36 protein-coding genes are annotated in these 24,369 nt (G+C 48.6%); all 36 read left to right on the top strand.

Translation table 11 applies throughout. From position 1 onward, the window contains the following. The first annotated feature begins 445 nt into the window (after window positions 1–445). The 36 genes from rpsJ to PHF32_03105 all read left to right on the top strand — a co-directional run bounded on the left by rpsJ (window position 446) and on the right by PHF32_03105 (window position 24,332). Entirely contained in the window at window positions 446–772 is a 327-nt protein-coding gene (gene rpsJ, locus PHF32_02930; protein MDD4559686.1) for a 30S ribosomal protein S10, read from the top strand. A 2-nt stretch (window positions 773–774) separates the two neighbouring features. Beyond that, the gene (rplC, locus tag PHF32_02935; GenBank protein ID MDD4559687.1) at window positions 775–1,407 is read left to right on the top strand and encodes a 50S ribosomal protein L3; all 633 of its coding nucleotides are present in this window, start codon (window positions 775–777) and stop codon (window positions 1,405–1,407) included. A gap of 10 nt (window positions 1,408–1,417) precedes the next feature. After that, a complete protein-coding gene (gene rplD, locus PHF32_02940; protein MDD4559688.1) occupies window positions 1,418–2,053 on the top strand; it encodes a 50S ribosomal protein L4 in 636 nt (211 codons plus the stop codon). Then, the gene (rplW, locus tag PHF32_02945) at window positions 2,050–2,337 is read left to right on the top strand and encodes a 50S ribosomal protein L23 (GenBank protein MDD4559689.1); all 288 of its coding nucleotides are present in this window, start codon (window positions 2,050–2,052) and stop codon (window positions 2,335–2,337) included. Before rplD ends, rplW begins: the two co-directional genes overlap by 4 nt. 2 nt (window positions 2,338–2,339) lie before the next feature. Then, a complete protein-coding gene (gene rplB, locus PHF32_02950) occupies window positions 2,340–3,170 on the top strand; it encodes a 50S ribosomal protein L2 (protein ID MDD4559690.1) in 831 nt (276 codons plus the stop codon). A 15-nt stretch (window positions 3,171–3,185) separates the two neighbouring features. Beyond that, on the top strand, window positions 3,186–3,461 hold the full coding sequence (gene rpsS, locus PHF32_02955; protein MDD4559691.1) for a 30S ribosomal protein S19: 276 nt from the start codon (window positions 3,186–3,188) through the stop codon (window positions 3,459–3,461). Between the two features lie 10 nt (window positions 3,462–3,471). Further along, complete coding sequence (gene rplV, locus PHF32_02960) at window positions 3,472–3,810, top strand: 50S ribosomal protein L22 (GenBank protein MDD4559692.1); 339 nt, start codon at window positions 3,472–3,474, stop codon at window positions 3,808–3,810. A 10-nt stretch (window positions 3,811–3,820) separates the two neighbouring features. Beyond that, entirely contained in the window at window positions 3,821–4,468 is a 648-nt protein-coding gene (gene rpsC, locus PHF32_02965; protein MDD4559693.1) for a 30S ribosomal protein S3, read from the top strand. Window positions 4,469–4,478: 10 nt separating this feature from the next. Beyond that, window positions 4,479–4,898, top strand: a complete 420-nt coding sequence (gene rplP, locus PHF32_02970) for a 50S ribosomal protein L16 (protein ID MDD4559694.1) — start codon at window positions 4,479–4,481, stop codon at window positions 4,896–4,898. After that, entirely contained in the window at window positions 4,895–5,089 is a 195-nt protein-coding gene (gene rpmC / locus PHF32_02975; protein ID MDD4559695.1) for a 50S ribosomal protein L29, read from the top strand. The genes rplP and rpmC overlap by 4 nt, the downstream gene beginning before the upstream one ends. A 7-nt stretch (window positions 5,090–5,096) precedes the next feature. After that, window positions 5,097–5,351: a 30S ribosomal protein S17 gene (gene rpsQ, locus PHF32_02980; protein ID MDD4559696.1), complete on the top strand. Its 255-nt coding sequence runs from the start codon at window positions 5,097–5,099 to the stop codon at window positions 5,349–5,351. A 12-nt stretch (window positions 5,352–5,363) separates the two neighbouring features. Next, window positions 5,364–5,732: a 50S ribosomal protein L14 gene (gene rplN / locus PHF32_02985; GenBank protein ID MDD4559697.1), complete on the top strand. Its 369-nt coding sequence runs from the start codon at window positions 5,364–5,366 to the stop codon at window positions 5,730–5,732. 20 nt (window positions 5,733–5,752) lie between these two features. Further along, window positions 5,753–6,058, top strand: a complete 306-nt coding sequence (rplX, locus tag PHF32_02990) for a 50S ribosomal protein L24 (protein ID MDD4559698.1) — start codon at window positions 5,753–5,755, stop codon at window positions 6,056–6,058. A gap of 17 nt (window positions 6,059–6,075) precedes the next feature. Then, window positions 6,076–6,621 carry a 50S ribosomal protein L5 gene (rplE, locus tag PHF32_02995; protein MDD4559699.1) on the top strand — a complete coding sequence of 182 codons (546 nt, stop codon included), beginning with the start codon at window positions 6,076–6,078 and terminating at the stop codon, window positions 6,619–6,621. Window positions 6,622–6,630: 9 nt separating this feature from the next. After that, window positions 6,631–6,816 (top strand): type Z 30S ribosomal protein S14, encoded by a 186-nt coding sequence (locus PHF32_03000; protein MDD4559700.1) that lies wholly within the window; start codon window positions 6,631–6,633, stop codon window positions 6,814–6,816. Between the two features lie 17 nt (window positions 6,817–6,833). Then, window positions 6,834–7,247 carry a 30S ribosomal protein S8 gene (gene rpsH, locus PHF32_03005; GenBank protein MDD4559701.1) on the top strand — a complete coding sequence of 138 codons (414 nt, stop codon included), beginning with the start codon at window positions 6,834–6,836 and terminating at the stop codon, window positions 7,245–7,247. A 9-nt stretch (window positions 7,248–7,256) separates the two neighbouring features. Further along, window positions 7,257–7,829: a 50S ribosomal protein L6 gene (gene rplF, locus PHF32_03010; GenBank protein ID MDD4559702.1), complete on the top strand. Its 573-nt coding sequence runs from the start codon at window positions 7,257–7,259 to the stop codon at window positions 7,827–7,829. A gap of 13 nt (window positions 7,830–7,842) precedes the next feature. Further along, the gene (rplR, locus tag PHF32_03015) at window positions 7,843–8,214 is read left to right on the top strand and encodes a 50S ribosomal protein L18 (GenBank protein MDD4559703.1); all 372 of its coding nucleotides are present in this window, start codon (window positions 7,843–7,845) and stop codon (window positions 8,212–8,214) included. A gap of 13 nt (window positions 8,215–8,227) precedes the next feature. Further along, window positions 8,228–8,749 (top strand): 30S ribosomal protein S5, encoded by a 522-nt coding sequence (gene rpsE, locus PHF32_03020; GenBank protein ID MDD4559704.1) that lies wholly within the window; start codon window positions 8,228–8,230, stop codon window positions 8,747–8,749. Further along, window positions 8,746–8,934, top strand: coding sequence for a 50S ribosomal protein L30 (gene rpmD, locus PHF32_03025; GenBank protein MDD4559705.1), 189 nt, complete (start codon window positions 8,746–8,748; stop codon window positions 8,932–8,934). Before rpsE ends, rpmD begins: the two co-directional genes overlap by 4 nt. A gap of 2 nt (window positions 8,935–8,936) precedes the next feature. Further along, window positions 8,937–9,392, top strand: coding sequence for a 50S ribosomal protein L15 (rplO, locus tag PHF32_03030; GenBank protein MDD4559706.1), 456 nt, complete (start codon window positions 8,937–8,939; stop codon window positions 9,390–9,392). Window positions 9,393–9,414: 22 nt separating this feature from the next. After that, complete coding sequence (gene secY, locus PHF32_03035; GenBank protein MDD4559707.1) at window positions 9,415–10,707, top strand: preprotein translocase subunit SecY; 1,293 nt, start codon at window positions 9,415–9,417, stop codon at window positions 10,705–10,707. 2 nt (window positions 10,708–10,709) lie between these two features. Further along, window positions 10,710–11,468, top strand: a complete 759-nt coding sequence (gene map, locus PHF32_03040) for a type I methionyl aminopeptidase (protein MDD4559708.1) — start codon at window positions 10,710–10,712, stop codon at window positions 11,466–11,468. A 14-nt stretch (window positions 11,469–11,482) separates the two neighbouring features. After that, a complete protein-coding gene (gene infA, locus PHF32_03045; GenBank protein MDD4559709.1) occupies window positions 11,483–11,701 on the top strand; it encodes a translation initiation factor IF-1 in 219 nt (72 codons plus the stop codon). A 40-nt stretch (window positions 11,702–11,741) separates the two neighbouring features. Further along, window positions 11,742–11,858, top strand: coding sequence for a 50S ribosomal protein L36 (gene rpmJ / locus PHF32_03050; GenBank protein ID MDD4559710.1), 117 nt, complete (start codon window positions 11,742–11,744; stop codon window positions 11,856–11,858). Between the two features lie 15 nt (window positions 11,859–11,873). Next, window positions 11,874–12,242, top strand: a complete 369-nt coding sequence (gene rpsM / locus PHF32_03055; GenBank protein ID MDD4559711.1) for a 30S ribosomal protein S13 — start codon at window positions 11,874–11,876, stop codon at window positions 12,240–12,242. A gap of 11 nt (window positions 12,243–12,253) precedes the next feature. Next, entirely contained in the window at window positions 12,254–12,643 is a 390-nt protein-coding gene (rpsK, locus tag PHF32_03060) for a 30S ribosomal protein S11 (GenBank protein MDD4559712.1), read from the top strand. Window positions 12,644–12,652: 9 nt separating this feature from the next. Further along, window positions 12,653–13,270 carry a 30S ribosomal protein S4 gene (gene rpsD, locus PHF32_03065; protein MDD4559713.1) on the top strand — a complete coding sequence of 206 codons (618 nt, stop codon included), beginning with the start codon at window positions 12,653–12,655 and terminating at the stop codon, window positions 13,268–13,270. Between the two features lie 20 nt (window positions 13,271–13,290). Continuing rightward, entirely contained in the window at window positions 13,291–14,439 is a 1,149-nt protein-coding gene (locus PHF32_03070) for a DNA-directed RNA polymerase subunit alpha (protein MDD4559714.1), read from the top strand. Continuing rightward, window positions 14,423–14,827: a 50S ribosomal protein L17 gene (gene rplQ / locus PHF32_03075; protein MDD4559715.1), complete on the top strand. Its 405-nt coding sequence runs from the start codon at window positions 14,423–14,425 to the stop codon at window positions 14,825–14,827. Before PHF32_03070 ends, rplQ begins: the two co-directional genes overlap by 17 nt. Window positions 14,828–15,177: 350 nt before the next feature. Beyond that, entirely contained in the window at window positions 15,178–17,643 is a 2,466-nt protein-coding gene (locus PHF32_03080) for a HEAT repeat domain-containing protein (protein ID MDD4559716.1), read from the top strand. Next, window positions 17,640–18,281, top strand: coding sequence for a 16S rRNA (guanine(527)-N(7))-methyltransferase RsmG (gene rsmG, locus PHF32_03085; protein MDD4559717.1), 642 nt, complete (start codon window positions 17,640–17,642; stop codon window positions 18,279–18,281). The genes PHF32_03080 and rsmG overlap by 4 nt, the downstream gene beginning before the upstream one ends. A 21-nt stretch (window positions 18,282–18,302) precedes the next feature. Beyond that, on the top strand, window positions 18,303–19,067 hold the full coding sequence (locus tag PHF32_03090; protein ID MDD4559718.1) for an AAA family ATPase: 765 nt from the start codon (window positions 18,303–18,305) through the stop codon (window positions 19,065–19,067). A gap of 10 nt (window positions 19,068–19,077) precedes the next feature. Next, window positions 19,078–19,926 (top strand): ParB/RepB/Spo0J family partition protein, encoded by an 849-nt coding sequence (locus PHF32_03095; protein MDD4559719.1) that lies wholly within the window; start codon window positions 19,078–19,080, stop codon window positions 19,924–19,926. Window positions 19,927–19,928: 2 nt separating this feature from the next. Then, window positions 19,929–21,002 carry a dTDP-glucose 4,6-dehydratase gene (rfbB, locus tag PHF32_03100; GenBank protein MDD4559720.1) on the top strand — a complete coding sequence of 358 codons (1,074 nt, stop codon included), beginning with the start codon at window positions 19,929–19,931 and terminating at the stop codon, window positions 21,000–21,002. An 879-nt stretch (window positions 21,003–21,881) separates the two neighbouring features. Continuing rightward, window positions 21,882–24,332: an FAD-dependent oxidoreductase gene (locus PHF32_03105; GenBank protein ID MDD4559721.1), complete on the top strand. Its 2,451-nt coding sequence runs from the start codon at window positions 21,882–21,884 to the stop codon at window positions 24,330–24,332. Window positions 24,333–24,369: the final 37 nt, after the last annotated feature.

Genomic DNA, 24,369 nt, shown 5'->3' on the forward strand with positions numbered 1-24,369 from the left:
GCTGATCGCCAGTCTAAATATCTCCCAAATTTGTCAAGAAAAGCTCGCTTGGAACCATCTCGACCTGCTTTTCTCTAAGAACACAAGGAAAGTAGCATAATGAAGTGGGAGGTATTGAACAGTCTCAATCCGAAGATTCGAATCAATTAGAAAAAATGGATTGACAGATTTGGACATCTAAATTCTTGTGTACAAACATAGTAAAAGCGCCTTGAGCGTGAAGCACAAGTCCCATATTTAGCAGGGGCTTATAGTTCTTTAGGAGGAATAATGATATCCTACTATCAGGATACTCATTGTGAGTATCGTGGTGGCTGTTGCTTCGGCGGCAGTCTGAATAATTTAATAACAAGCCAGCGGCATATCCACTTGATAGCGAGGCGGAGCTGTATCCAGCATATCGTGTGCATTTCAGGTGAAATCTGCCCAAATAGTGGAGGTTCCAGTGAGTAAACAGGAAAATCGTATTCGGATTAAGTTGAAAGCTTATGACCATCGTTTATTGGATCAATCTGTCGCGGAGATCGTGAAGAGCACACGTAACACTGGCGCCAAGGTTGTGGGGCCAATCCCGCTGCCTACAGATCGTACAATATACACGGTTTTACGTTCACCCCATACCGACAAGAAATCTCAAGACCAATTCCAGATGTTGGTTCACAAACGTTTGGTTGACATCATGAATCCTACCCAGCAGACTACCAATGCTTTGAAGAAGCTCAGTCTGCCTGCGGGAGTTCATGTGGAGATCAAGGCAAATACCAGGAGCTAAGCATGATCGGACTTATCGGAAAGAAAATAGGTATGACTCAGATATTTGACGAGAGCGGCAAAGTGATTCCGGTTACCGTGATACAAGCCGGTCCGTGCAAAGTGATCTGTAAACGTACAATCGAAACCAATGGTTATGATGCCATCCAGGTGGGTTTTGAAGAGATACCTGAACGTAAGGTGTCAAAGCCCATGCTGGGACATTTCAAGAAATACGGCAGTGCAAACTACCGTTTTGTAAGAGAATTTCGCCCCGCCCTCGGCCAGCAGCTCGATCAGTATAACACTGGTGATGCTCTGGACGCCACATTGTTTGGTGCGGGTGAGACAGTATCTGTTACCGCAAAATCCAAAGGTCGTGGTTATACCGGTGTGATGAAGCGTCATGGTTTTGGCGGATTCATCGCTACCCACGGTTCCCACGAATCGTTCCGCGGCCCCGGTTCCATCGGTCAATGTGCCCAGCCATCACGCGTGTTCAAGGGTATGAAAATGGCGGGACAACATGGCAATGCCAATGTAACCACGCGTCATTTGGACGTGGTGAAAGTGGATGCCGAGCGGAACCTGGTAATGGTCAAGGGTGCTGTACCCGGCCATCGCAATTCCTTAGTAGTATTACATAAGGAACAGTAGGGGGAGACAAATGGTAAAAGCAAAAAAATATAATATCCAAGGTGAGATGATCGGAGAAGTGGAACTTCCGCTTTCCGTATTCGACGTGGATGTAAACTCTCCCAAAGTGCTATTGCACGAAGTTGTTACTATGTATCTCAGCAATCAGCGTCAAGGTACAGTGCAAAAAAAGAATCGCTCCATGACCCAAGGCAGCACGAAGAAGCTTTTCAAACAGAAGGGAACCGGTAATGCCCGCATGGGAACCCGCCGTTCACCCGTCCGCGTACATGGCGGCAAGGCTTTTGCGCTCTACCCGAAAGATTGGACCCGTCCCATTCCGCGTACCAAGAAGCGTATGGCTCTGAAGGTTGCCCTTACCGATCGGGCGCGCAACGGCCGCATCTGCATCATCGAAGGTCTCAATTTCGACACAGCCAGCACCAAGCAAGCTCTGGAAATCCTTGCCAAAGTGGCTCCTGAAAGAGGCCGCAAACTGGTGGTTACCAATGGACATCACCTTCCTACAGTTAAAAGCTTCAGCAATCTGCCGGACGTGATGACCGATCGCGCAGAGCAACTGCATGCTTATGAGATTCTGAAGAGCAGCTACATCATCTTAAGCGATGATGCACTGAAAAAAGTAGAGGAGGTATTCAGCTCATGATACATCCGCGTAATATAGTTATAGCTCCCATCATCACAGAGAAGAGCAGCACACAAGTAGCTACAGACAATATCTACACCTTCAAGGTATCGATAAATGCCAATAAGATTGAGATCGCCAAAGCCATCGAGCACATCTTTGCAGTGAAGGTTTTGGCAGTAAACACCATCCGTATGATGGGCAAGCCAAAACGTTTGGGCAAATACAATGGTAAGCGCCCGGATTGGAAGAAGGCGATCGTAACCCTGCGCGAAGGCGACAAAATAGCCGATTTTGAGGTATAAAAATGGGAATTAAGCATTATAAACCTACTACCCCTTCCCTCCGCTATCGCACGGGTTATAGCTTTAATGAGATTAGCGCCTCCACTCCGGAAAAATCTCTGCTGAAACCCAAGCCGAAAACCGGTGGACGTAACAACCGCGGTCGCATCACCTGCCGTCATCGTGGCGGTGGACACCGTAAGCACTACCGTATTATAGATTTCAAACGTGATAAGATCGGTATTCCGGCCAAAGTTGCCTCCATCGAATACGATCCCAATCGCACTGCTCGCATCGCACTACTGCACTATGTTGACGGCGAAAAGCGCTACATCATTGCTCCCGACGGATTGGAAGTGGGCAGCAAGCTGATGAGCGGTCCCGAAGCAGAAGTAGCGGTAGGCAATGCTCTCCCCCTGGATAGAATACCTTTGGGTAGCGTGGTTCACAACATCGAGCTGAAGAAAGGCCGTGGCGGCCAGATCGCTCGCAGTGCCGGCGCCTTTGCTCAAGTAGTGGCCAAAGATGGTGACTACGTTCATGTGAAGATGCCCTCCAATGATGTGCACCTGATCCGCAAGGAATGCCTTGCCACAATCGGCCAGGTAAGCAATCTTGATCACTCTCTGATCAAAATTGGCAAAGCCGGGCGTAAACGCTGGATGGGAATTCGCCCCACCGTTCGCGGCGTGGTAATGAACCCGGTTGATCACCCCATGGGTGGCGGTGAAGGGAAATCATCCGGCGGCAGACATCCCGTATCCCCCTGGGGCAAACCTGCCAAGGGTGGAAAAACCCGCAAAACCCGCAAGTATTCCGATAAGTATATCGTGAAAGCGGTTAAAAAGAGATAGTGTGAGGATATAGATATGTCACGTTCAATTAAAAAAGGCCCCTTCGTTGACGATCACTTGATGAAGAAAGTTGTAGTCCTCAATGACGATAACAAGAAAAGCGTGATCAAGACCTGGAGCCGTCGTTCGGTGATAACTCCGGACTTTATCGGTCATACTTTTTCCGTTCACAACGGTCATAAATTTGTACCCGTGTACGTAACGGAGAACATGGTGGGGCACAAGCTTGGTGAATTCTCACCCACACGTACCTACCGTGGCCATAAAGAAAAGAAGAAAAAAGGCAGATAGGAGATAAGAAATGGAAGCAACAGCAAAATTGCGTTTCGCTCGTGGTTCTGCCCGCAAAGCCAGACTGGTCTTGGACACCATTCGCTACAAACGTGTAAGCGAAGCCCAAAACATCCTGCGTTTCTCACGTCGCAGAGCGGCTGGTATTGTTAGTAAAGTGTTGGATTCAGCAATAGCCAACGCCCAGGTAAAGGATCCCAAGATCGACCTCAACCAGGTTTATGTAAGCCAGGCGATGGCCGATGAGGGTCCTCAGATGAAAAGATTCATGCCAAGAGCTCAGGGAAGAGCATTTGAGATCAGGAAACAGACCTGTCATATTTCCCTGGAGATCCAGACTTTAGAATAGGAGGAATACCTTGGGACAAAAAATACACCCCATTCTGTACCGCATCGGCGTAAATAAAGACACCGATTCCATCTGGTTTGCTCAAGGCTCGTCTTATGTGGATTCTCTCCAGGAAGACATAAAAATACGCAGCTACATTCAGAAGCGTCTGGCCGATAAAATGGTCTCCAAGATCAAGATTTACCGGAAGACCAGCTCCATTCAGATAGATATCTCTACTGCCCGCCCCGGTTTGGTGATCGGTAAGAAAGGTGAAGATATCGAGAAGTTGCGTGGCGAGCTGAACATACTGATAAACAAAAACCGCCCTGCCCCGGTCGCTGTATCCATCAACGTGGAACAGATCGACAAGATGTGGTTGGATGCCCGCCTTGTGGGTAGAGAGATTGCCCGCCAGCTGGAAGAACGCGTTTCTTTCCGCCGTGCGATGAAAATGGCAATACGTAATGTGATGAGAGACAACGCTCTCGGAGTAAAAGTTCAGGTTTCCGGACGCCTTGGCGGCGCAGAAATCGCGCGTACCGAGCGTTACAAACAGGGACGCACCCCGCTCCACACTATTCGTGCTGATATAGACTATGCCCTTGTGGAAGCACAAACCACATACGGCGTGATCGGCATCAAAGTGTGGATCTACAAAGGCGACATATTGTCATAAGGAGAGAGCAGTGTTAGCACCAAAAAAAGTAAGACATCGCAAGATGATGAAGGGCAGACGCAACGGTCTATCTTGGACCGGCTGCAATGTCGATTTTGGCGATTATGGCTTGATAGCCCTGGATGATGCTTTCATCTCCAGCCGCCAGATCGAAGCTGCTCGTATTGCGATCACTCGTCACATGAAACGTGTTGGTAAGGTTTGGATCCGCATTTTCCCGGACAAACCCATTACCAGTAAACCGGCAGAGACCCGTATGGGAAAAGGTAAAGGCGCCCCGGAATATTGGGTGGCGGTAGTTCGTCCCGGTCGTGTAATGTTTGAGATCGAAGGCGTAGACCTTGCCACAGCCAAAGAAGCCATGCGTCTGGCCGCCCACAAGCTCCCCATCAGAACCCGTATGGTTGCCCGTGAAGGAGTGGAATTATGAAGATCGACGAAATACGCGACCTCAGCACCCACGAGCTGCAGGCCAGAATCGAAGAACTCCGCATCGAGCTCTTTAACTTGCGCTTTCAAAAAGCCAAAAACCTGCTCGATCGCACAGACCGCATCCGGATCGCCAAACGCGAGATTGCCCGGATACTCACCATCATCAAAGAAAAAGAGCTAAAGGCTTGAGGTGAAAGTGGAAAACACACGTAGAATGATCAAACAGGGTGTGGTGGTTTCGGATAAAAACGACAAAAGCATCGTCGTTCGCGTTCAACGCCAATACATCCATCCGCTATACAAAAAGACCGTCCGCCGCCATAAGAAGTTTATGGCTCACGACGAAAACAACGAGGCCCGCGAAGGTGATATCGTACAGATTCGCGAATCACGTCCGCTAAGTGCCCGTAAACGCTGGACTCTGCACAAGATTGTAGAGAGAAGTAAATAAGGGAGTTTGGGAATGATTCAAGTACAAACCATATTGAATATCGCCGATAACTCCGGCGCTAAAAAAGCCATGTGCATCAAAGTCTTGGGTGGCTCCAAACGCAAGTATGCCACCGTAGGCGATGTGATCGTGGTAGCCATCAAATCCGCTACTCCAGGCGGCAAAGTGAAAAAAAGTGCTGTCGAGAAAGCCGTGATCGTGCGTACTGCCAAAGAAGTACGTCGTCCGGACGGATCTTACATCCGTTTTTCCGACAACGCCGCTGTAGTGATCGATGATAAACTCGAGCCCAAGGGTACCCGCATCTTTGGTCCAGTGGCTCGCGAACTGCGTGAAGCCGGATACATGAAGATTGTATCCCTTGCTCCGGAAGTATTGTAGGAGGATGCGTGGGAAAGAAACTGAATCTCAAAAAAGGTGACTTTGTAGTGGTCATATCCGGTGAAGACAAAGGCAAGAAAGGACATGTATTGAGAGCCTATCCCAAAACCGGTCGTGTGATTGTGGAAAAAGTAAACCTGATAAAAAAACACGCCAAGCCAAGTCAGCGCAATCCCCAAGGCGGAATCATCACCAAAGAAGCTCCGGTCAATGCTTCGAATGTGATGCTTTTCAACGAGAAACTGGGTGGGGTATCAAAACCCGTGATCCAGGTTCGTGAAGGACGCCGTATTCGCGTTTGCAAAAAGTCCGGCGACGAGCTGTAAACTAAGGAGCAACAACAATGAACCGACTCAAAGAGAAATATAAGAGCCAGGTAGTTCCAGCCCTTACCAAGCATTTTGGCTACAAGAATCCTCATCAGGTTCCTAAAATGGTCAAAATAGTAGTTAGTATGGGCGTGGGAAGTGCCACTCAAAACAAAGCGATACTGGATAATGCAGTAAAGGATTTGGAGCAGATCACCGGCCGTAAGGTCTTGGTTACCAAAGCTCGCAAATCCATATCGAACTTCAAGTTGCGCCAGGGAATGCCCATCGGTTGCAAGGTGACCTTGCGCGATGAGATCATGTATGAATTCTTCGATCGGCTGACTTCCATCGCCATTCCCAGAATTCGCGACTTTCGTGGGATCAAGAATGATTCTTTTGACGGCAGAGGTAACTATTCCTTTGGTATCAAAGAACAGACCATCTTCCCCGAAATCGAGTTTGACAAAGTGGATGCCGTGCGCGGTATGAACATCACCATAGTAACCACAGCTCACAACGACGAAGAATGCCGTCAGCTCCTGCGTGAGCTTGGCATGCCGTTCCAAAGAGCCGAATAAGGAGAGATTGTGGCAAAGACCTCATTGATCATCAAGCAACAAAGAACTCCCAAGTTCAATGTAAGAAAGTACAACCGTTGCAAGATTTGCGGCCGCCCGCGTGCATTCATGCGCCACTTTGGCATGTGCCGCCTTTGCTTCCGCAAATACGCTTCCGAGGGACAGATCCCCGGAATCACCAGAAGTAGCTGGTAAAACCTAAGGAGATATAAATGAGCGTATCTGATCCGATAGCTGATGCATTGACCAAAATCCGCAATGCATATCGTGCCGGACACTCACAAGTGATCGTCAATCACAGCAAAATAGTAGAAGCGCTGGTGAAGATCCTTGCTGAGGAAAACTTTGTAAATAGCTTTCAGGTATTAGACAAAGATCCGGAGCACAAATTCAATTACAAGCGTATATTGGTAATTCTGCGTTACACAAATGACGGACGACCCGTAATGCAAGGATTAGTAAGAGTTTCTAAACCCGGAAGACGTGTTTACGTCAAAGCAGACAAATTGCCCAGCGTGTACAACAACACTGGCTGTGCGGTGATATCCACTTCTTCGGGAGTGATGGTGGATCGCGATGCCAGACTCAACCACGTTGGCGGCGAGTATGTCTGCCGTGTTTGGTAGGAGGAAATTATGTCCCGCATAGGAAAATCACCTATCAAACTTAGCTCCGATGTGAATGTAAAGATTGAAGACAACACAATCACCGTAAAAGGTAAGCTGGGCGAACTCAGCTATACCCTGATGCCTGGAATCAGCCTCGAGCTCAATGAAAACGTACTTAGCGTAAAACGCGCAAACGAAACCAAGAACCTACGCGCCATTCATGGCCTTTCCCGCGCCTTGATCCAGAATATGGTTACCGGTGTAAGCGAAGGCTACAAAAAGACTCTCCATGTGATCGGTACCGGTTACAGTGCAGAAGTGGTGGGCCCATGGCTCAAGCTTACATTGGGATACTCACACGATATCCTGATGCGCATTCCTGCCGGACTGAAGGTGGAAGCCAATGCTGTGCCGCGTTCCAAAGGCGGCCGCAGTGATTTCTCATCCATCATAAACATCGAGGGAATCAGCAAACAATTGGTTGGTCAGTTTGCCGCTGAAGTGCGTGGCTGTCGTCCTCCGGAAAACTACAAAGGTAAAGGTGTTCGCTATCATGATGAACACGTTACCATCAAAGCCGGAAAAGCCGGAAGCAAATAAGAGGTAATGTAAAATGATAAAATCTAATAGTAAGATAAAGAGTTCCCTACGCGCCAGACGCCGTGCCGCAATCCGCAAACGCATATCAGGCAGCAGCGAACGGCCCCGCCTCGTGGTATTTCGTTCAAATAAATATATCTACGCGCAGATTATCGACGATAGCAAAGGGATCACCCTATGCTCGATGTCTTCCAAAGCCAAAGATTTTTCTGCTGGTGAAGCCAAAACCAAGACTGAGATCAGTCATGAAGTTGGCAGAGCACTTGGCAAAAAAGCTCTGGCAGCCGGAATCAAAACCATCGCCTTCGATCGTGCCGGATACAAGTATCACGGCAGAGTGAAAGCTCTGGCTGATGGCGCCCGCAAAGCCGGGCTTGAGTTCTAAACAGGAGGAAAGCTTGAATTACCAACACAATCAGAATCTTGAAGAAGAAACCCTGGTAGAGAAGATTATCGATACCAAGCGCGTGGCAAAAGTTGTAAAAGGTGGCCGTAATTTCTCCTTTTCCGCCATAGTGGTGGTGGGAGACAAGGCTGGAAACGTTGGCGTGGGCAGCGGCAAGGCAAACGAGATCGTGGATGCGATTCGTAAAGCCAAAGAAAAAGCCGTGAAAAGCATGTTCCATGTACCAATCGTGAAAGGAACCGTGCCCCATGATATCGTAGCACGTTTTGGCGCCAGCCGTGTGATGATAAAACCTGCCTCTCCGGGTACCGGAGTAATCGCGGGGAACACTACCCGTGCCATCTTTGAGGCCGCCGGGATCCAAAACATCCTGTGCAAGTCTTTGGGCAGTAACACCCCCACGAACGTGGTGAAAGCTACCATCCTTGGCCTCAAATCCATGCGCACCATCTCCGATGTAGCCCGTCTGCGCAATAAAACAGTTGCTCAGCTCACCGGCAGGGAGGAGAAGTGAAACAGCTAAAAGTTACCCTAATCCGCAGCACCATAAATCGTATTGAAGCGCACAAGAGGGTTGTAAAATCCCTTGGCCTGAACAAACTCAACAGCAGCCGGATTCACGAAGATAACCCCGTGATCCGCGGTATGATCAACAAAGTATCGTACCTGCTAAAAGTAGAAGAAGTGCAGGGAGAATAACAATGTTAACACTCACCAATATTGGCAGACCAGCCGGCAGGAAGAACAAAAAACGTCTGGGCAAGGGTCAGGGTTCGGGATACGGTCATCAGGCCGGTCGTGGACACAAAGGTAATAAGGCCCGTGCCGGTGGCAATGTTCCAGCTTCCTTTGAAGGTGGTCAGATGCCTATCAACCGCCGTCTGCCCAAGCGCGGATTTAAAAACATCTTCCGAGAGGGCTATCGTAGCCTAAACCTCTCCCGTCTGGTAGGTTTGGAAGAGACCGATTTCGACATCGCCAAGCTCGAAGCAATGGGCTTGATCCCGTCTAAAGGTCAAAAAGCTAAAGCTCCGGTGAAAGTACTGGCCGGAACTACTGAAGAATTCACCAAAGCTGTTCATATCAAAGCGAACGCTTTTTCCAAAAACGCTAAAGCGCTCATCGAGAAGAACGGCGGCAAGGCGGAGGTAGTTTAATTTGCTGAAGACTATTACAAACATGTTCCGGATTCCGGACCTGAAGAAGAAGATCCTGTTCACAGCGCTCTTCCTGGTTCTGTACCGCATGGGCAGTTTTGTGCCCATACCCGGTGTGGATGCCACTGCGCTGCGTGCATTCTTTGAAGGCGCCAGAGAGGGTGGAAACACTCTGTTTGGATTGCTCGATCTCTTCGTGGGTGGAAACTTTGAACGTGCTTCGGTGTTTGCCTTGGGAATTATGCCTTACATTACGGCGTCCATTGTGATCCAGTTGTTGGGTAGCATTATTCCCTATTTCGAGAAGCTTCGTAAAGAAGGAGCCGAAGGACAGAAGAAAATGAATCAGATAACCCGCTATGGCACGGTAGGCTTAGGTGCCTTCAATGCCATCACCATCACTTTGTGGCTTACAAACCTCAGTGGTGGAGTGGTTCCGCATCCCGGATTTCTGTTCCATTTCACCGGTATAGTAACCTTGGTAACGGGTACCATGATAGTAATGTGGTTGGGTGAGCAGATCACCGAAAACGGCATTGGTAATGGTATTTCGCTCATCATCTTTGCAGGTATAATCGCTCGTTATCCGGAAGGTTTTATCCGGATGTTCCAAAAAATTGCCGCAGATCCCACTTATGCCTGGAAAGCTATTTTTGCGATCGTCCTCATGGTGGCAGTTACGGCTGCAGTTATCTTTGTAACCGAAGCTACCCGTAAGATCCCGGTTCAATATGCAAAGCGTATTGTAGGACGCAGAGTATATGGTGGACAAAGCACCTACATTCCCCTGCGCGTGAACACTGCTGGCGTGATCCCCATCATCTTTGCACAGAGTGTGCTGATGTTTCCTGCTACTATAGCTGCCTTCTTCGGAAGCAGCGGCGGCTTCTGGGTTACTCTCCAGCGTTGGTTGTCCCCCGGAGCAGCTCTGTACACCATTTTATACGTTGCGCTGATTATCTTCTTTGCCTATTTCTACACAGCCATTGTGCTGAACCCAACCGAGATGGCAGAGAACATGGTAAAGTATGGCGGTCATATCCCCGGTAAAAAACCCGGCAAGAAGACCGCCGAATACATCAATAGTGTGCTCACCAGAATCACCCTTCCGGGTGCTGTTTTCTTTGCCTTTGTAGCTCTGCTGCCCGAGATCATGAGCAATCGTTTTGATCTGCCTTTCTATTTTGGCGGAACGGGACTCATCATTGTGGTGGGTGTTGCTCTCGATACTCTTCAGCAGATAGAATCACACCTGGTAATGCGTCACTACGACGGCTTCATGAAAAAGGGTAAGCTCAGAGGACGCAGCAGCTAAGCATGATCTACTTGAAGTCACCTTCCGAAATCGAAAAGATCAGAGCCGCCTGTAAGATAATCGCCGAATTGCTCGATTCTCTTGAAGAGATGATGAAACCGGGCATTTCCACCTGGGAGCTGGACGCTTTTGCGGAAAGCTTTATTCGTAATCGCGGCGGCAGGCCTGCATTCAAGGGATATCAGATTCCGGGGCTCAAACCTTTCCCCGGCACCCTGTGCACATCGCCAAACAGCGTTATCGTGCATGGCATTCCCTCCAGAAAAGTAGTTTTGGAAGAGGGTGATATTATCGGCATCGATGTCGGTGTAATCAAGGATGGTTACTATGGCGATGCAGCCCGTACCTACGGGATCGGTGGCATCAGCAGCGAAGCTTCCCGTTTGATGGAAGTTACCGAAGCTGCTTTAGCGATTGGTATTCGTGCGGCTGTTGCGGGAGCCAGAGTTGGCGACATTTCTTCCGCCATCGGTTCATACATCAGAACTCAGGGATACTACGCCGCAGATGACCTCACCGGACATGGTGTGGGACGTGAACTGCATGAAGAGCCTCAGATACCAAATACCGGCCGGGCCGGATATGGCCCACGATTGAAGGCCGGGATGACTGTGGCCATCGAACCCATGGTAAACATCGGCACAAACCGCGTAATCGAAAAGGGATGGGAGTTTATGGTGGCAGACGGAAGCCTTTCTGCTCATTATGAACACACTATTCTGATAAGCGATGCCGAAGCTGAGATACTTACAAAAGCGTAAGAGAAGGAAGATTCATGAGTAAATCAGGCGTTATTGAAGTGGAAGGCGTGGTTACAGAAGCGCTACCTAATACTACTTTTCGCGTTGAGCTGGAAAATGGCCACGAGATATTGGCTCATTCCTCCGGCAAGATGCGGATGCATTATATAAGAATACTGCCCGGAGACAAGGTGAAAGTTGAGCTTTCTCCTTATGATCTTAGTCGCGGCAGAATCACTTACCGCTATAAATAAGAGAATTGCTTATTCCTTCGGGAATTGCAAGGAGATAACAATGAAAGTCAAAGCATCAGTTAAGATAATCTGCAAAGATTGTAGAATAATCAAACGCCATGGCGTTATTCGAGTTATCTGCAGCTCTAACCCTAAACACAAGCAAAGACAGGGTTAAGAAAGGAGGACCAACTTGGCACATATTGCAGGTATTGAGATTCCCAAGACAAAGCGGCTCTTCATTGGTCTTACCTATATCTATGGCATCGGCAGAAGCCGGGCCATCGAGATATGCCAAAAAGCCAATGTCGATTTTATGAAGAAAGTCGCTGATCTCTCTTTGGATGAGGAAAAGGTACTGCGCGATATCATTCAGAACGAGTATATCGTGGAAGGATCTTTAAGAACCCAGGTTGCCATGAACATCAAACGGCTCATGGAAATTGGTAGCTATCGTGGTCTGCGTCACAAACGCGGCCTTCCGGTGCGTGGCCAGAGAACCCACACCAACGCCCGCACCCGCAAGGGTCCCCGTTCCAGCACCATAAAGAAGAAGAAATAGGAGCATGATTCATGGCTAAGAAAATCAGAACAAAGAAAAAACGCGTACGCCTTTCCTTTGATGAAGGAATGATCTTTGTGCACTCCAGCTTCAACAACACCATTGTTTCGCTCACCGATCGTTCCGGCAACGTCCTTGCCTGGAGTTCGGGTGGCAAGGTCGGCTACAAAGGCTCTCGCAAAAGTACTCCTTTTGCCGCACAGATGGCTGCTACAGAAGTTGCTAAAGCCGGAGCTGAAATGGGTATCCAAAAAGTAAGTGTTGTCGTTAAAGGACCCGGTGGCGGAAGAGAATCTTCCATCCGCGCTATCAATGCTGCAGGCATTAAAGTAACCATGATCAAGGACGAAACCCCGATTCCGCACAACGGTTGCCGTCCCCCAAAAACCAGAAGGATATAAGGAGAAATCATGGCTAGATATACCGGACCAAAAGCAAAAGTATGCCGCAGATTTGGCGAAAACATCTTTGGCACAAATAAATACGACCGCATCCTTGCCAAGCGTAAATATCCTTCGGGGCAGCATGGCAACCTGATGCGTCGTAAATTCTCGGATTACGCGGTTCACCTGCGCGAAAAGCAAAAACTCCGCCTCACCTATTGCCTGATGGAAAAGCAGTTTAAAAACTACTTTGTAAAGGCTGCCAAGGCTGGCGGCGTAACGGGTGACAACCTGATGCAATTGTTGGAGCGTCGCTTGGACAACGTTATCTACCGCATGGGCTTTGCCGCTACCCGAATGCAGGCGCGTCAATTCATCAATCATGGTCATTTTATGATCAACGGCAAAAAAGTAGATATCCCATCCTTCCTGTTGAAAGATGGCGATATCGTGGAAGTGCGTCCCAAAAGCCGCGGCATGAAAATGATCGTGGAAGCGCTCGACCGCTCTGAAGCTACTTCTCCCTACAATTGGTTAACTGTAGATAAAGAAAACATGCGCGGCAGCTTTGATAAGATTCCTGTCGCTAGTGAGATTCCAGTATCAGTAGATCTGCGTCTTATCGTCGAATTCTACTCCAAGTAATAAACCCTTAGGAGTTTGATATGATGTATCTTGAACCCTTGCAAATGCCGGAATTTGTGGAACACGACAAAGAAACGTATTCCCGCAATTATGGCAAATTTGAAATCGGCCCTTTGGAACCTGGATTTGGAACCACTATGGGAAACACCCTGCGCAGGATTCTGTTGTCCTCCATCCAGGGAGCTGCAGTACGCTTCATACGGATAGAAGGATTGCATCATGAGTTTACTCCGATTCCCGGAACTAATTCAGACTATCTGGATTTGATTCTGCGGGTCAAACAACTCGTGATCGAATCCACCACCGTGGAAGAAAGCACCATTGTTCTGGAACACAAAGGCAAAGGCATTATTACTGCCAATATGATCCAGGAAAATGCTCACGTCAAGATTATCAATAAAGACCTGTATCTACTGGAAGTAACTGAAGATATCGATCTGAAGATAGAAATGATCGTGGGAATAGGTCGCGGATATGTGTCTGCTGATCGTCAGAATACCGAAGGGAAAGCTCTGGGATTTATTCCCATAGACAGCATCTATTCCCCTATTCTAAAAGTGAATTTCACCGTAAGCCATCAGCGTGTTAAAGAACGTATGAATTTCGACAAGCTGATCCTGGAAGTTCACTCCAACGGCGCCATTGAACCCATGATCGCTCTATTCCTTGCTGCCAAGATTCTCAAAGATATGGCAGCCAAAATCAGTCTCTTTGAGACCGAACCTGAATACATCCGCGATGTAGATCTTGATCCCGATCTCGAAGAAAAAGAACGCATCTTACGCATGAGCGTGAAAGAAATCGAACTCACAGTACGTGCTGCAAACTGCCTGGAAATGGCAGAGATTGAAACTATTGGAGACTTGGTTTCGAAGACAGAAGCTGAGATGCTGAAATTCCGTAATTTCGGTAAGAAATCACTGGAAGAAATTGTACAAAAACTTAAAAAATACGATCTGGAACTGGGTATGGATGTGGATAGCATCTACCGTAAGATAAAAGAAGCTCGCAGCCGCGGCATCATTCCCGCCGATGAATTGGCTCTTGCAGCCGTTTCCGCAACCGAACCGGAAACGAAACCTGCCAAAGCTGAAAAAGCCGCAACCACCACTCCCCGGAAACCAGTGCCAAGCCCCAAAAAGAAGGTGAAAAATGCGACACAGAGTTGAAGGTAGAAAATTCGGACGTGAAACCGATGCAAGACGCCTGATGATGAGAAATCTCGTCAAATCCATGGTCGAATATGGTCAGATCAATACCACTCTGGCCAAAGCCAAGGAAATGAGACGCTTTGTAGAACGCGTGGTAACCTACGGAAAGAACAATACCGTTCACTCCCGCAGACTTGCCTACAGCGTGCTCGGCGACCGCGACTTGGTGAAAAAGCTCTTCGACAACATAGCTCCTGCTTTTGCTAACCGCAACGGTGGCTATACCAGAGTTATCAAAGCCGGATTTCGTAGAGGCGATAACGCCCCGATGGCAATCATTCAGTTCGTGGAAGAATCCACGATTACCCCCAAGAAGGATGCCACCAAAGCCGAAGGCCTGAAATAATAGACTATTACTTTGAGTCTATATATAAACCGGTGTCCGCGGATACCGGTTTTCGTTTAGCTCGAATAATCAAATGGAGTTCATTTGCCCTTATGTATCTTATTGTATACCTATATGTTTTATGATCAAATGGACTTCAATATCTAGTGTGGATTCTATGCATTGCCCTAAGTCCAAGTCACCTCTTAACTTATTTTAATAGATATAGATAGCATAGGTGTCTTGAACTCCATTCGCATTATCCGAGTTTATCCCCTATCCGGGTTCTGATGCTGTGCAAAATGGCAAAGCATAAAAGAACATTTGACAATATCAGCCAGTGTATTTAGTCTTGCCTCCATGAGGTGTAAATGATTTCTTCACGTATTGCTAGAGTATTGATCATGATAGTTTTGCTTATACCCTTTGGGGGATATATGGCTTATCTGCATGCTCAAGGACTTATTAGCCAACCGGAATTGGAACAGATCTCTGATATGCTTTCACAAAAGGATTTTGCACTTTCCCACACCGCTTTTCACCGGGATTGGGATCCCGCTTGCAGAGCAAAGTCCGATTGGCACATGGAAATCCTGGGCGGAGGTATCTCTGCGGCGGACAAGCTGGAAGAATTGAAACAGATAATGCACAGCGATAGTAAAGCAGAAATACTGGATTACTTTGGTTATGTGGCTAAAAGTAGCACTGCATACCAGTTTGATCTGCCCAAAATGCCCCGCATTCGCAAACCCAAAGATTTCCTGAAGCATATTGAACTATGCCTGGATAGCATCAATGCTATATATCAGAAGTGCTTCAGCGCTCTCAGTTCCGCTCAGAGCGACAGTTTGCTGGCATTTCTTATTCAAATGATGCTAGAAGAAGAGGATAAAGATTTCTATAAATCCTATTTTGCCAAAAAGGGCCTTCCCTGGCTGGAAAGCGTGGAAATGGACAGCTACATTGCCATGATGGAGAAGATGGATATGGGAGCGCTTATCGCCTCTTCAAAGGCAATGCTGGAATTGCGTGACAGAATTGCCCAGTATAAACCCCAAAACCGAAAACAGATTGTTTACAAAAGCAAATGGGGCATCATGATCATCGGAAGCCCCGGAAACGACAGCTATTCTGCCGTAAGTATCCCGGATATGGCAAATAATCAGCTCTGTATGATCCTGGAACCCGATGGAGATGATATATACCGAATTCCCCTCGAAAGCTCCCGTACGCATCCTTTTACGATTTTGGTGGATCTCAATGGTAATGATCTGTATAGTTGCCCAGAACCTTCCCTGTTTGCCCGGGGAGGATTGTGCTTTAGCGCAGATTATGCGGGAGACGATTTCTACCAATTGGCGGATTTCTCGTTCTCCGCAGTAATGGGAAGTATGTGGCACACGGACAATGCTGGCAACGACAATTATCGAGGCGGATTGTTCGCACAAGGTGCGGGAATACTGGGTATTGCCTGCCTTGAAGATAACAAAGGAAACGACTCTTACAGCGCATACAGCATGGCTCAGGCTTTTGGCGGCACCTACGGAGTAGGTTTACTTGCAGACAGAGCTGGGTCGGATACTTACTATCTGGGAGGTAAATACTATCATGCGCCTCTGATGCCAAACGATTTCCGTACTATGGGACAAGGCATGGGATTTGGCATGCGTCCCGATTTGGCAGGCGGTCTGGGCTTTCTCTTCGATGAAGCGGGAAACGACAAATACTTGGGCGGAGTATATGCCCAGGGCGTGGGATATTGGTTTGCCACGGGTATTCTGATGGATCTCAGCGGGAATGATATTTACAATGCTGTTTACTATCCCCAGGGCTCGGGTATCCACATGGCTTCAGGTATGCTCTACGATGAGGCGGGAAACGACTGTTACTATTCCCGTAATGGTCCCGGACAGGGTGCCGGGCATGATTATGGCTTTGGTCTGCTGATCGATGCCGCCGGAGACGATGCCTACTCCATCCACGGCGGAAACGGATTGGGAATTTCCAACTCCCTGGGGATTTTTATTGATAAACAGGGCAACGACCGCTACGAGCGTAAAGAGCCCCAAAACTATGGTTTTGCAGGTTTCAGCCGCAATTCCGGAGGGCTGGGGATCTTTTTGGATGCTGGAGGTGAAGACCTGTATCCCGACAGCGCTTGCGCAAACGACAGCACTTGGTACAAAGGCACTTATGGCATGGGCAGAGATCTGAACTTGAATGTAGTAAGCGCACCGCCGGTGGAAGAGGACGAAACGCAATTGGCTCCCCCTGCTGAAGACGCTCCTATCGAAGATATCTTTGCCGCCGCTTCCGAATGGGAAGTGGGCAACGCCATAAACCGCGTGCGTAAAGCACGGGAAATCATGCTTAGCAGAGCCTCTGAGGCTTCAGCATACATTCTGGAGCACAAACTTGCCAATCAATCCGGATTGGAGTATCGTGCCTTGCAAGCTCTTTGCGACGCCGACAGCGCTTTTTGTGACGCACTTTTGAACTACAGCAGCGATCCCGATTCTCTGAAGGCAAAGACGGCCATCTCACTCCTGGCAGGTAAGCGGGATCAACGTCTTTTGCCGGTCATCGCCGCTCATCTGTCTGCAGAGCGCTACCTGGCAACCTGTATAGCAGTTTTGGCTTACATGGATGGCCCTGAAAGCCTTGCAATGCTTTTAGAACACAAGGATATCCCAAATGAACGCCTGCGTTTTCTGGTGGCAAGATCCATCAGCCTGCACCAAAGCGAAGAGGCAAAGGAGGCCATCGCTTCTTTTGACGATGATCCCTCCTTTTTGATTCAGACTTTAATCCGAAACCTGCCGGAGGATAACAAATGAACCCGGAAAAAAAGAGATTTGAAGACTATCTGATCAAGCTTGATCTACCTGATGTGCCCGTCTTGATGGGGAAGTTTGAATACTACCACAGTCTCCTGGTGGAGCACAACAAGGGGGTAAATCTGATCTCCCGGAAGATGTCGGTTAATAGCTATTGGATACAGCATTTTCTTGACAGTCTTCTAGCTATCCAATGTTTGGACTTTAGGGATAAAACCGTTTTGGACTTCGGTTCCGGCGGTGGTTTACCCGGGATTCCCATCAAGCTGGTAAGCCCGGATTGTGAACTTATCCTGCTAGATAGCATTGCTAAAAAGACCAAAGTACTAAATGACATTGTGGAAGCGCTATCTTTACCCAGGACGAGAGTGGAGTGTGCCCGCTTGGAAGATTACGCATTTGTAGCACGGCGACCCAGCTTCGACATCATATTGTGCCGGGCGGTTGCGCTGAGCGAGCGTTATTATTCTCCGCTCAGACGGTTGTTGAAGCCATCCGGTCATCTGGTGATGTACAAATCGCGCTCTATGGATGATCTGGAGGGTATCCGCTACGAAAAGTTACTGCAGATAGAGGACGAAAGCTTGGGCTTGCGCAGATTGATACAGATTGCCCAGCGAGATCTGATGAAACGCTAAAAGGATTGATAAAGATACTATATGGCAAAGATTATTACGATTGTGAACCAGAAAGGCGGTGTGGGAAAGACCACCACTACCGTGAACCTTGCTGCAGCCTTAGCTGTGCTGGAGAAACGCACCTTGCTCATAGACCTTGATCCGCAGGGCAACGCAACCAGTGGAGTCGGTATCGACAAAGACAAGGTGGAACTGCAGGTGTACGACGCCCTTATCGGAAGAGTGCCAATTACAGATTGCATCCTGCCTACCAGCACCCAAAACCTCTTTTGTGTACCGGGAAACATCAATCTCACCGGTGCTGAAATCGAACTGGTTCACGAATTTGCCCGTGAACACAAGCTCAAAGAAGCCCTAAAACCTGTCTTGAACGACTGGGATTATATATTGATAGACTGTCCGCCTTCGCTGGGCCTGCTCACGGTGAATGCAATGACAGCCTCCAGCGATGTATTGGTACCCATTCAATGCGAATACTACGCTCTGGAAGGCGTCAGCCAATTGCTCACCACAATCCGCCTGATTCAAAAGAACCTGAATCCCGCCCTGAACATCATTGGCATCCTGCTTACAATGTTTGACAAACGCGTGAATCTGAGCATGCAGGTAGCCAAGGAAGTGCATCGCTATTTCAAGGAAAAAGTGTTTCGCAGTGTGATTCCGCGTAACATCAAGCTTACCGAAGCTCCAAGCTTTGGCAAACCCATCTTTCTATACGATATCCGCTCGCCTGGTGCCATGAGTTACCTGAACCTGGCCAACGAAGTTATCGAGCGCAGCAAATGAAGAGGAAAACATGAATGAACGCCTTGGACGCGGCCTTTCGGCATTGATCCCAAACAACGATAAAACAGAGACTATATCTGCCGGAATAGGCACTCTGCCCATTGAGCGCATCCACCCCAATTGCTTTCAACCACGCAAGAAGTTTGAACCCGCCAAACTGCAGGAATTGGCTAAATCCATCCTGGAAAATGGTATTATCCAACCCTTGATCGTTACCAAAAGTGAAGGCAGCGATTACGAACTGATAGCCGGTGAACGCAGGTTGGAAGCGGCAAAGTTGGCAGGTTTGGACTCTGTTCCCGTGGTGATACGCTCAGTATCCAAAAAAGAGCAATTGCAGATGGCGATCATTGAAAACATCCAGCGTGAAGACCTCGATCCCATCGAGGAAGCCCTCGCTTATCAGGCTCTTGCAGAAGACTTTGGCCTTACTCATTCCGAGATAGCTCAAGTGATGGCAAAAGAGAGAACCACCATCTCCAATAGTCTGCGTCTGCTAAAACTGCCCGAAGATGTGATCAATCTGGTTGCATCCGAAAGCCTCAGCGCAGGGCATGCCCGAGCCGTCCTGGCAGTGGAACCGGATTATCAAAGCCAATTTGCGCAGTTTATCATCAAATACAAACTTACCGTAAGGCAAGCGGAAGAAAAGGCTAAAAGCTTCGTGCAGAGTATGTTGAACAAGAAAGAGACATCCTCCAAAACTGCTTTCACCCGAAGCCTGGAGCAAGAACTGAGCTCGCTGTTTATGTTGAAAGTGAAAGTCACGCAAAGCAAAGACCGGGGAAAGATTACCCTGGAATACAAAAGCCCCGAAGAATTGGAAAGGCTTACCAAACTATTGGATAAACTGAGGTAAATATGCAAAAAGTAATTGTTACCGGTGGAGCCGGATTTATTGGTGCAAACTACATTCACTGCCTCTTTGAGGATCCCGCCTTTGAAGGTAAGGTACTCAATATCGATGCGCTTACTTACGCCGGTAATCCCGAATCTCTGGCAGATTTGGATGCCCGCTACGGCGGAAACCGCTATTTCTTTGAACAGGCCGATATCTGTGACGTTCCCCGCATTAACAAGATTTTTCAGGATTTTACTCCGGATACCATCGTGAATTTCGCGGCGGAATCTCATGTAGACCGCTCCATCGACGGTCCTCTGCAGTTTGTGCAGACAAACGTGATGGGCACGGCCACTCTTTTGGTAGCCGCTTTGGACTTGTATAAAAACATGAGCGATGAAGCCAAAAAGAGCTTTCGCTTTCATCATGTTTCTACCGATGAAGTATATGGCTCCCTGGGCGATACCGGTATGTTTACCGAAGATACTCCCTACGATCCCTCTTCTCCTTACTCCGCATCCAAAGCCGGTAGTGACCATCTGCTGAGGGCATGGCATCGGACATTTGGCTTGCCCGTAACGATCTCGAACTGCTCAAACAACTACGGCGCCTATCAATTTCCGGAAAAACTGATCCCGCTGATGATTCTGAACTGCCTGGCACACAAGCCACTGCCAGTATACGGCAAGGGTTTGAACGTGCGCGATTGGCTGTATGTAGCGGATCATTGTGAGGCTATCAATAGCATTATCCGCAAAGGAAAAACAGGCGAAACCTACAATATCGGCGGACACAACGAGATGAAAAACATCGATATCGTACATATCATCTGTGACCTGCTGGATGAGCTGGCGCCATCTGATACATTGAAAAGCTACAAAGAACTTATCAGCTATGTACAAGACCGTCCCGGTCACGACCTGCGTTATGCCATCGATGCCGGAAAGATCGAACGGGAACTGGGCTGGAAACCCCGTGAGACCTTCAAAACCGGAATCCGTAAAACTGTGACCTGGTATCTGCAGAATCAAGACTGGTGGAAACATATTCAGGATAAAAGCTATCAGCAACAGCGCCTGGGTATCATCAGATAAAGCTCACCCACTCCGTTATGAACTTGGATAATGTAAATGGACTTACATGAAAGCCCATAGGATTCGACACGTCCCCTTCACCCCAAACCTTCGCTTTGCTTAGCTTTGGGGACCCCGGAAACCACCCCACAAAAACGCTTTGCATTTCCGTGGGGACCCCGGAAACCACCCCACAAAAACGCTTTGCATTTCCGTGGGGACCCCGGAAACCACCCCACAAAAACGCTTTGCATTTCCGTGGGGATCCCGGAAACCACCCCACAAAAACGCTTTGCATTTCCGTGGGGATCCCGGCAATCTGAACTTCCCCCCCCTTTTCCCTCAGGAGTACTGAAGCAGATATCATCGTGTTATCATCGAGTGACCACTGCTTTATAACGGCTTGATATCGGCTTCTGCACTACTTGGAATAGTACGCATAGTGTGGAAATAGAATCTTGCCCTTTATGAATATCCAGCTTAAGCATAGCAGAGGGCAGCTAGTAACAACCTTGGTGCATGAACGAAAGAATAACAATTGTATGGAATGGTAAAGACAATAATGGCAATGTGTTTAGCTCGGTCATTACAGGCCTGGCTCCATGCACACAGTATTATGTAAGAGCTTATGCAACGGATGATTCTGGGATTACTACGTAGGGAGGTCTTGTATCTTTTAGCACTATCGATAATCAACCTCCCACTCCAGTGGCTATGCCAGCCAGTTCAATTACCACTACGGGATTCACCGCAAACTGGCCTGGCACCCTGCAACACGTTCTACTGCCGAATCCTTCGATGATCTGGTCTGTGAGAAATGGGGGATAATTCTTGACAAACAGATGCAGATACCTTATGCTTACCTTATAATGTAATTGTTTGTATTCAAGGGAGATAGATATGTATTTATCCGATGCACAACTGATGAGCGAAATCCGGCGCTGCGAATATTGCGCCACCAAACCCTGTAAAACAGCCTGTCCCTGCGACTGCTCTCCGGCAGATTTCATGATGGCTGCTTCTGGCGGAACAAAGTCCGACTTCAAGCGCGCTGCCGGCATCATCCTGGCATCCAATCCTTTGGGCGGGATTTGCGGTGATGTTTGCCCAGATCACCATTGTGTAGCGGCATGCTCCCGCGAGAAATTCGATACGCCCATCCAGATTCCCGCTGTACAAGCCACCATCATCAAAAAGGCCCGTGAATTGGGTGCAAATCCTGAGTTCATTTTGCCTCAGGAGAAGGGGATCAGGATCGCTATTATCGGCGGAGGTCCTGCCGGGATAGGAACCGCAGTCAGCTTGCGACAATTGGGCTATTCTCCGGAGATCTTTGATGCGGACAAGTTGGGCGGCCAGGCGGCTCTGATCCCTCCCGGAAGGTTGGATAGAGGTATGCTCATGGCAGATCTGATGTGGGTTAGTGAAGCTTTCAATATCGTACATCATCAGCAAAGCGTAGCCGATCCCAAAGCACTGTTTGAACAGGGCTACGCGGCAGTGGTAGTAGCCGGAGGGTTGAACGATCCCATCCGTCTGAACATCCCCGGTGATGAAAAAGCGATCTATGGCATGGACATCCTGAAACAACCCGGATGTTTCCTGTTTAAAGGCAAAAAGGTAGCTCTAGTGGGCGGAGCCATTGCAGCGGATCAAGCCCTCACTATCGCTCAGGCCGGAGCTGCACATGTGGAGATGATCACATTGGAAACCTTTGCCGAGATGCCACTAACAAAAGACGAAAAAGAAATTCTGATAGAGAATGGCGTACTTTTCAGCCATCGCACCCGTATTTCCGAGATTGTGAACGAGGGAGAACGTACGGTGGGGATCAAAGTACGTCCAGTGGTTTTACCCCCCGGCCAAAGCTTTCATCCCTCTCGCATCAAGGATGAAGAAGGTTCTTCCGAGCAATTTCGGAAATTCGACATGGTGATCATCGCTGTGGGTAACCGCCCCGCTTTCAGGATAGAAGGCAAAGGCATCTACAGCTCCGGTGACATGGTAAATGGCCCCAGCACAGTGGTGGAAGCGGTAGCTGCGGGGAAAAACACTGCTTTCAAGATTGATGCGGATCTGCGCAAGGCGGGGGACTATATTGAGCCAGGAAAAGCTACTAAGAGCACATATGTGGTTCCCGGTTGGAACAAGCTCCCCGTGCCGCTACAGACAGATTTCTTTGGGCGCAAAATGCGTTCTCCTTTCATCCTCTCCGCTGCTCCTCCTTCCGATGGTTACGAGCAGATGAAGAGCGCTTATGAAGCAGGCTGGGCGGGGGGCATCATGAAGACCAGTTTCGACAATCTGGATATTCACATACCCAGCGAGTATATGTTTGTTTGGGGCGACAAAGGGAAGACCTTCGCCAATTGCGATAATGTGTCCGAACATCCCATCGACAGAGTGTGCGAAGAAGTGGCGCGGCTTGTCAAAGAATACCCAGATAGGCTCACAATGGCCTCAACGGGAGGACCTGTTACCGGGCACGATGAAAGCGACAAAGCGGGTTGGCAATCCAACACCAAAAAGTTGGAAACCGCAGGCGCAATGGGCATAGAGTATTCATTATCCTGCCCTCAGGGTGGTGACGGTACTCAAGGCGACATCGTAGCGCAAGATCCGGCTCTTACTGCCAAGATCATCGATTGGGTGATGCAAATATCCGATCCGGAGATTCCCAAACTCTTTAAGCTAACCGGAGCCGTTACAGCCATCTATCCCATCATCAGCGCGGTAAAGGAAGTGTTTGACCGCTATCCGGAAAAGAAAGCAGGCGTAACCTTGGCGAACACCTTCCCTTCCCTCGGTTTCCGTAATGGGCAAGGGAAATGGGATGACGGCATCATCGTGGGTATGAGCGGCGAAGGGGTATTGCCCATCAGCTATCTTAGCCTTGCCAGAGCCGGCAGCATGGGAGTATTCATTTCCGGAAACGGTGGTGCAATGAATCATCATGATGCGGCGAATTTCCTGGCTCTGGGAGTGGGGAATGTGCAGTTTTGCACTTTGCCGGAACGCTATGGTTACACAATCATCGATGAACTGGAGAGCGGACTGAGTCACTTGCTCCAGGAACGTGGCATCAAGAGCGTGAGCGAGTTAATCGGCATAGCGCAACCCAAACCGATTAGGGATTTTATGGAGATCAAACCGAAGTACAAACACAGTTCGCTGAGGGACAAAGAACTCTGTGTGCAGTGCGGCAATTGTACCCGCTGTCCTTACCAGGCCATCAGTCTGGATGATGAGGGTTATCCCACAGTAGATGAAGAGAAATGCATGGGCTGCAGCCTGTGCGTACAGCTTTGCTGGACAAATGCCCTGGAGATGAGAGATAATCAACCCAAATAAAAAAACCCGTCGTGAAAGACGGGATTTGTAATATATC

The organism is Candidatus Cloacimonadota bacterium (genome assembly GCA_028706475.1).
Classification (GTDB): Bacteria; Cloacimonadota; Cloacimonadia; order Cloacimonadales; family Cloacimonadaceae; genus UBA5456.

Excerpts from the sequence above, each read along its gene's own strand:
- rplC (MDD4559687.1), top strand. The coding sequence starts at position 775 with ATGATCGGACTTATCGGAAAGAAAATAGGTATGACTCAGATATTTGAC.
- rplD (MDD4559688.1), top strand. The coding sequence starts at position 1,418 with ATGGTAAAAGCAAAAAAATATAATATCCAAGGTGAGATGATCGGAGAA.
- rplW (MDD4559689.1), top strand. The coding sequence starts at position 2,050 with ATGATACATCCGCGTAATATAGTTATAGCTCCCATCATCACAGAGAAG.
- rplB (MDD4559690.1), top strand. The coding sequence starts at position 2,340 with ATGGGAATTAAGCATTATAAACCTACTACCCCTTCCCTCCGCTATCGC.
- rpsS (MDD4559691.1), top strand. The coding sequence starts at position 3,186 with ATGTCACGTTCAATTAAAAAAGGCCCCTTCGTTGACGATCACTTGATG.
- rplV (MDD4559692.1), top strand. The coding sequence starts at position 3,472 with ATGGAAGCAACAGCAAAATTGCGTTTCGCTCGTGGTTCTGCCCGCAAA.
- rpmC (MDD4559695.1), top strand. The coding sequence starts at position 4,895 with ATGAAGATCGACGAAATACGCGACCTCAGCACCCACGAGCTGCAGGCC.
- rplN (MDD4559697.1), top strand. The coding sequence starts at position 5,364 with ATGATTCAAGTACAAACCATATTGAATATCGCCGATAACTCCGGCGCT.
- rplE (MDD4559699.1), top strand. The coding sequence starts at position 6,076 with ATGAACCGACTCAAAGAGAAATATAAGAGCCAGGTAGTTCCAGCCCTT.
- rpsH (MDD4559701.1), top strand. The coding sequence starts at position 6,834 with ATGAGCGTATCTGATCCGATAGCTGATGCATTGACCAAAATCCGCAAT.
- rplF (MDD4559702.1), top strand. The coding sequence starts at position 7,257 with ATGTCCCGCATAGGAAAATCACCTATCAAACTTAGCTCCGATGTGAAT.
- rplR (MDD4559703.1), top strand. The coding sequence starts at position 7,843 with ATGATAAAATCTAATAGTAAGATAAAGAGTTCCCTACGCGCCAGACGC.
- rplO (MDD4559706.1), top strand. The coding sequence starts at position 8,937 with ATGTTAACACTCACCAATATTGGCAGACCAGCCGGCAGGAAGAACAAA.
- secY (MDD4559707.1), top strand. The coding sequence starts at position 9,415 with ATGTTCCGGATTCCGGACCTGAAGAAGAAGATCCTGTTCACAGCGCTC.
- map (MDD4559708.1), top strand. The coding sequence starts at position 10,710 with ATGATCTACTTGAAGTCACCTTCCGAAATCGAAAAGATCAGAGCCGCC.
- infA (MDD4559709.1), top strand. The coding sequence starts at position 11,483 with ATGAGTAAATCAGGCGTTATTGAAGTGGAAGGCGTGGTTACAGAAGCG.
- rpmJ (MDD4559710.1), top strand. The coding sequence starts at position 11,742 with ATGAAAGTCAAAGCATCAGTTAAGATAATCTGCAAAGATTGTAGAATA.
- rpsK (MDD4559712.1), top strand. The coding sequence starts at position 12,254 with ATGGCTAAGAAAATCAGAACAAAGAAAAAACGCGTACGCCTTTCCTTT.
- rpsD (MDD4559713.1), top strand. The coding sequence starts at position 12,653 with ATGGCTAGATATACCGGACCAAAAGCAAAAGTATGCCGCAGATTTGGC.
- PHF32_03070 (MDD4559714.1), top strand. The coding sequence starts at position 13,291 with ATGATGTATCTTGAACCCTTGCAAATGCCGGAATTTGTGGAACACGAC.
- rplQ (MDD4559715.1), top strand. The coding sequence starts at position 14,423 with ATGCGACACAGAGTTGAAGGTAGAAAATTCGGACGTGAAACCGATGCA.
- PHF32_03080 (MDD4559716.1), top strand. The coding sequence starts at position 15,178 with ATGATTTCTTCACGTATTGCTAGAGTATTGATCATGATAGTTTTGCTT.
- rsmG (MDD4559717.1), top strand. The coding sequence starts at position 17,640 with ATGAACCCGGAAAAAAAGAGATTTGAAGACTATCTGATCAAGCTTGAT.
- PHF32_03090 (MDD4559718.1), top strand. The coding sequence starts at position 18,303 with ATGGCAAAGATTATTACGATTGTGAACCAGAAAGGCGGTGTGGGAAAG.
- PHF32_03095 (MDD4559719.1), top strand. The coding sequence starts at position 19,078 with ATGAATGAACGCCTTGGACGCGGCCTTTCGGCATTGATCCCAAACAAC.
- rfbB (MDD4559720.1), top strand. The coding sequence starts at position 19,929 with ATGCAAAAAGTAATTGTTACCGGTGGAGCCGGATTTATTGGTGCAAAC.
- PHF32_03105 (MDD4559721.1), top strand. The coding sequence starts at position 21,882 with ATGTATTTATCCGATGCACAACTGATGAGCGAAATCCGGCGCTGCGAA.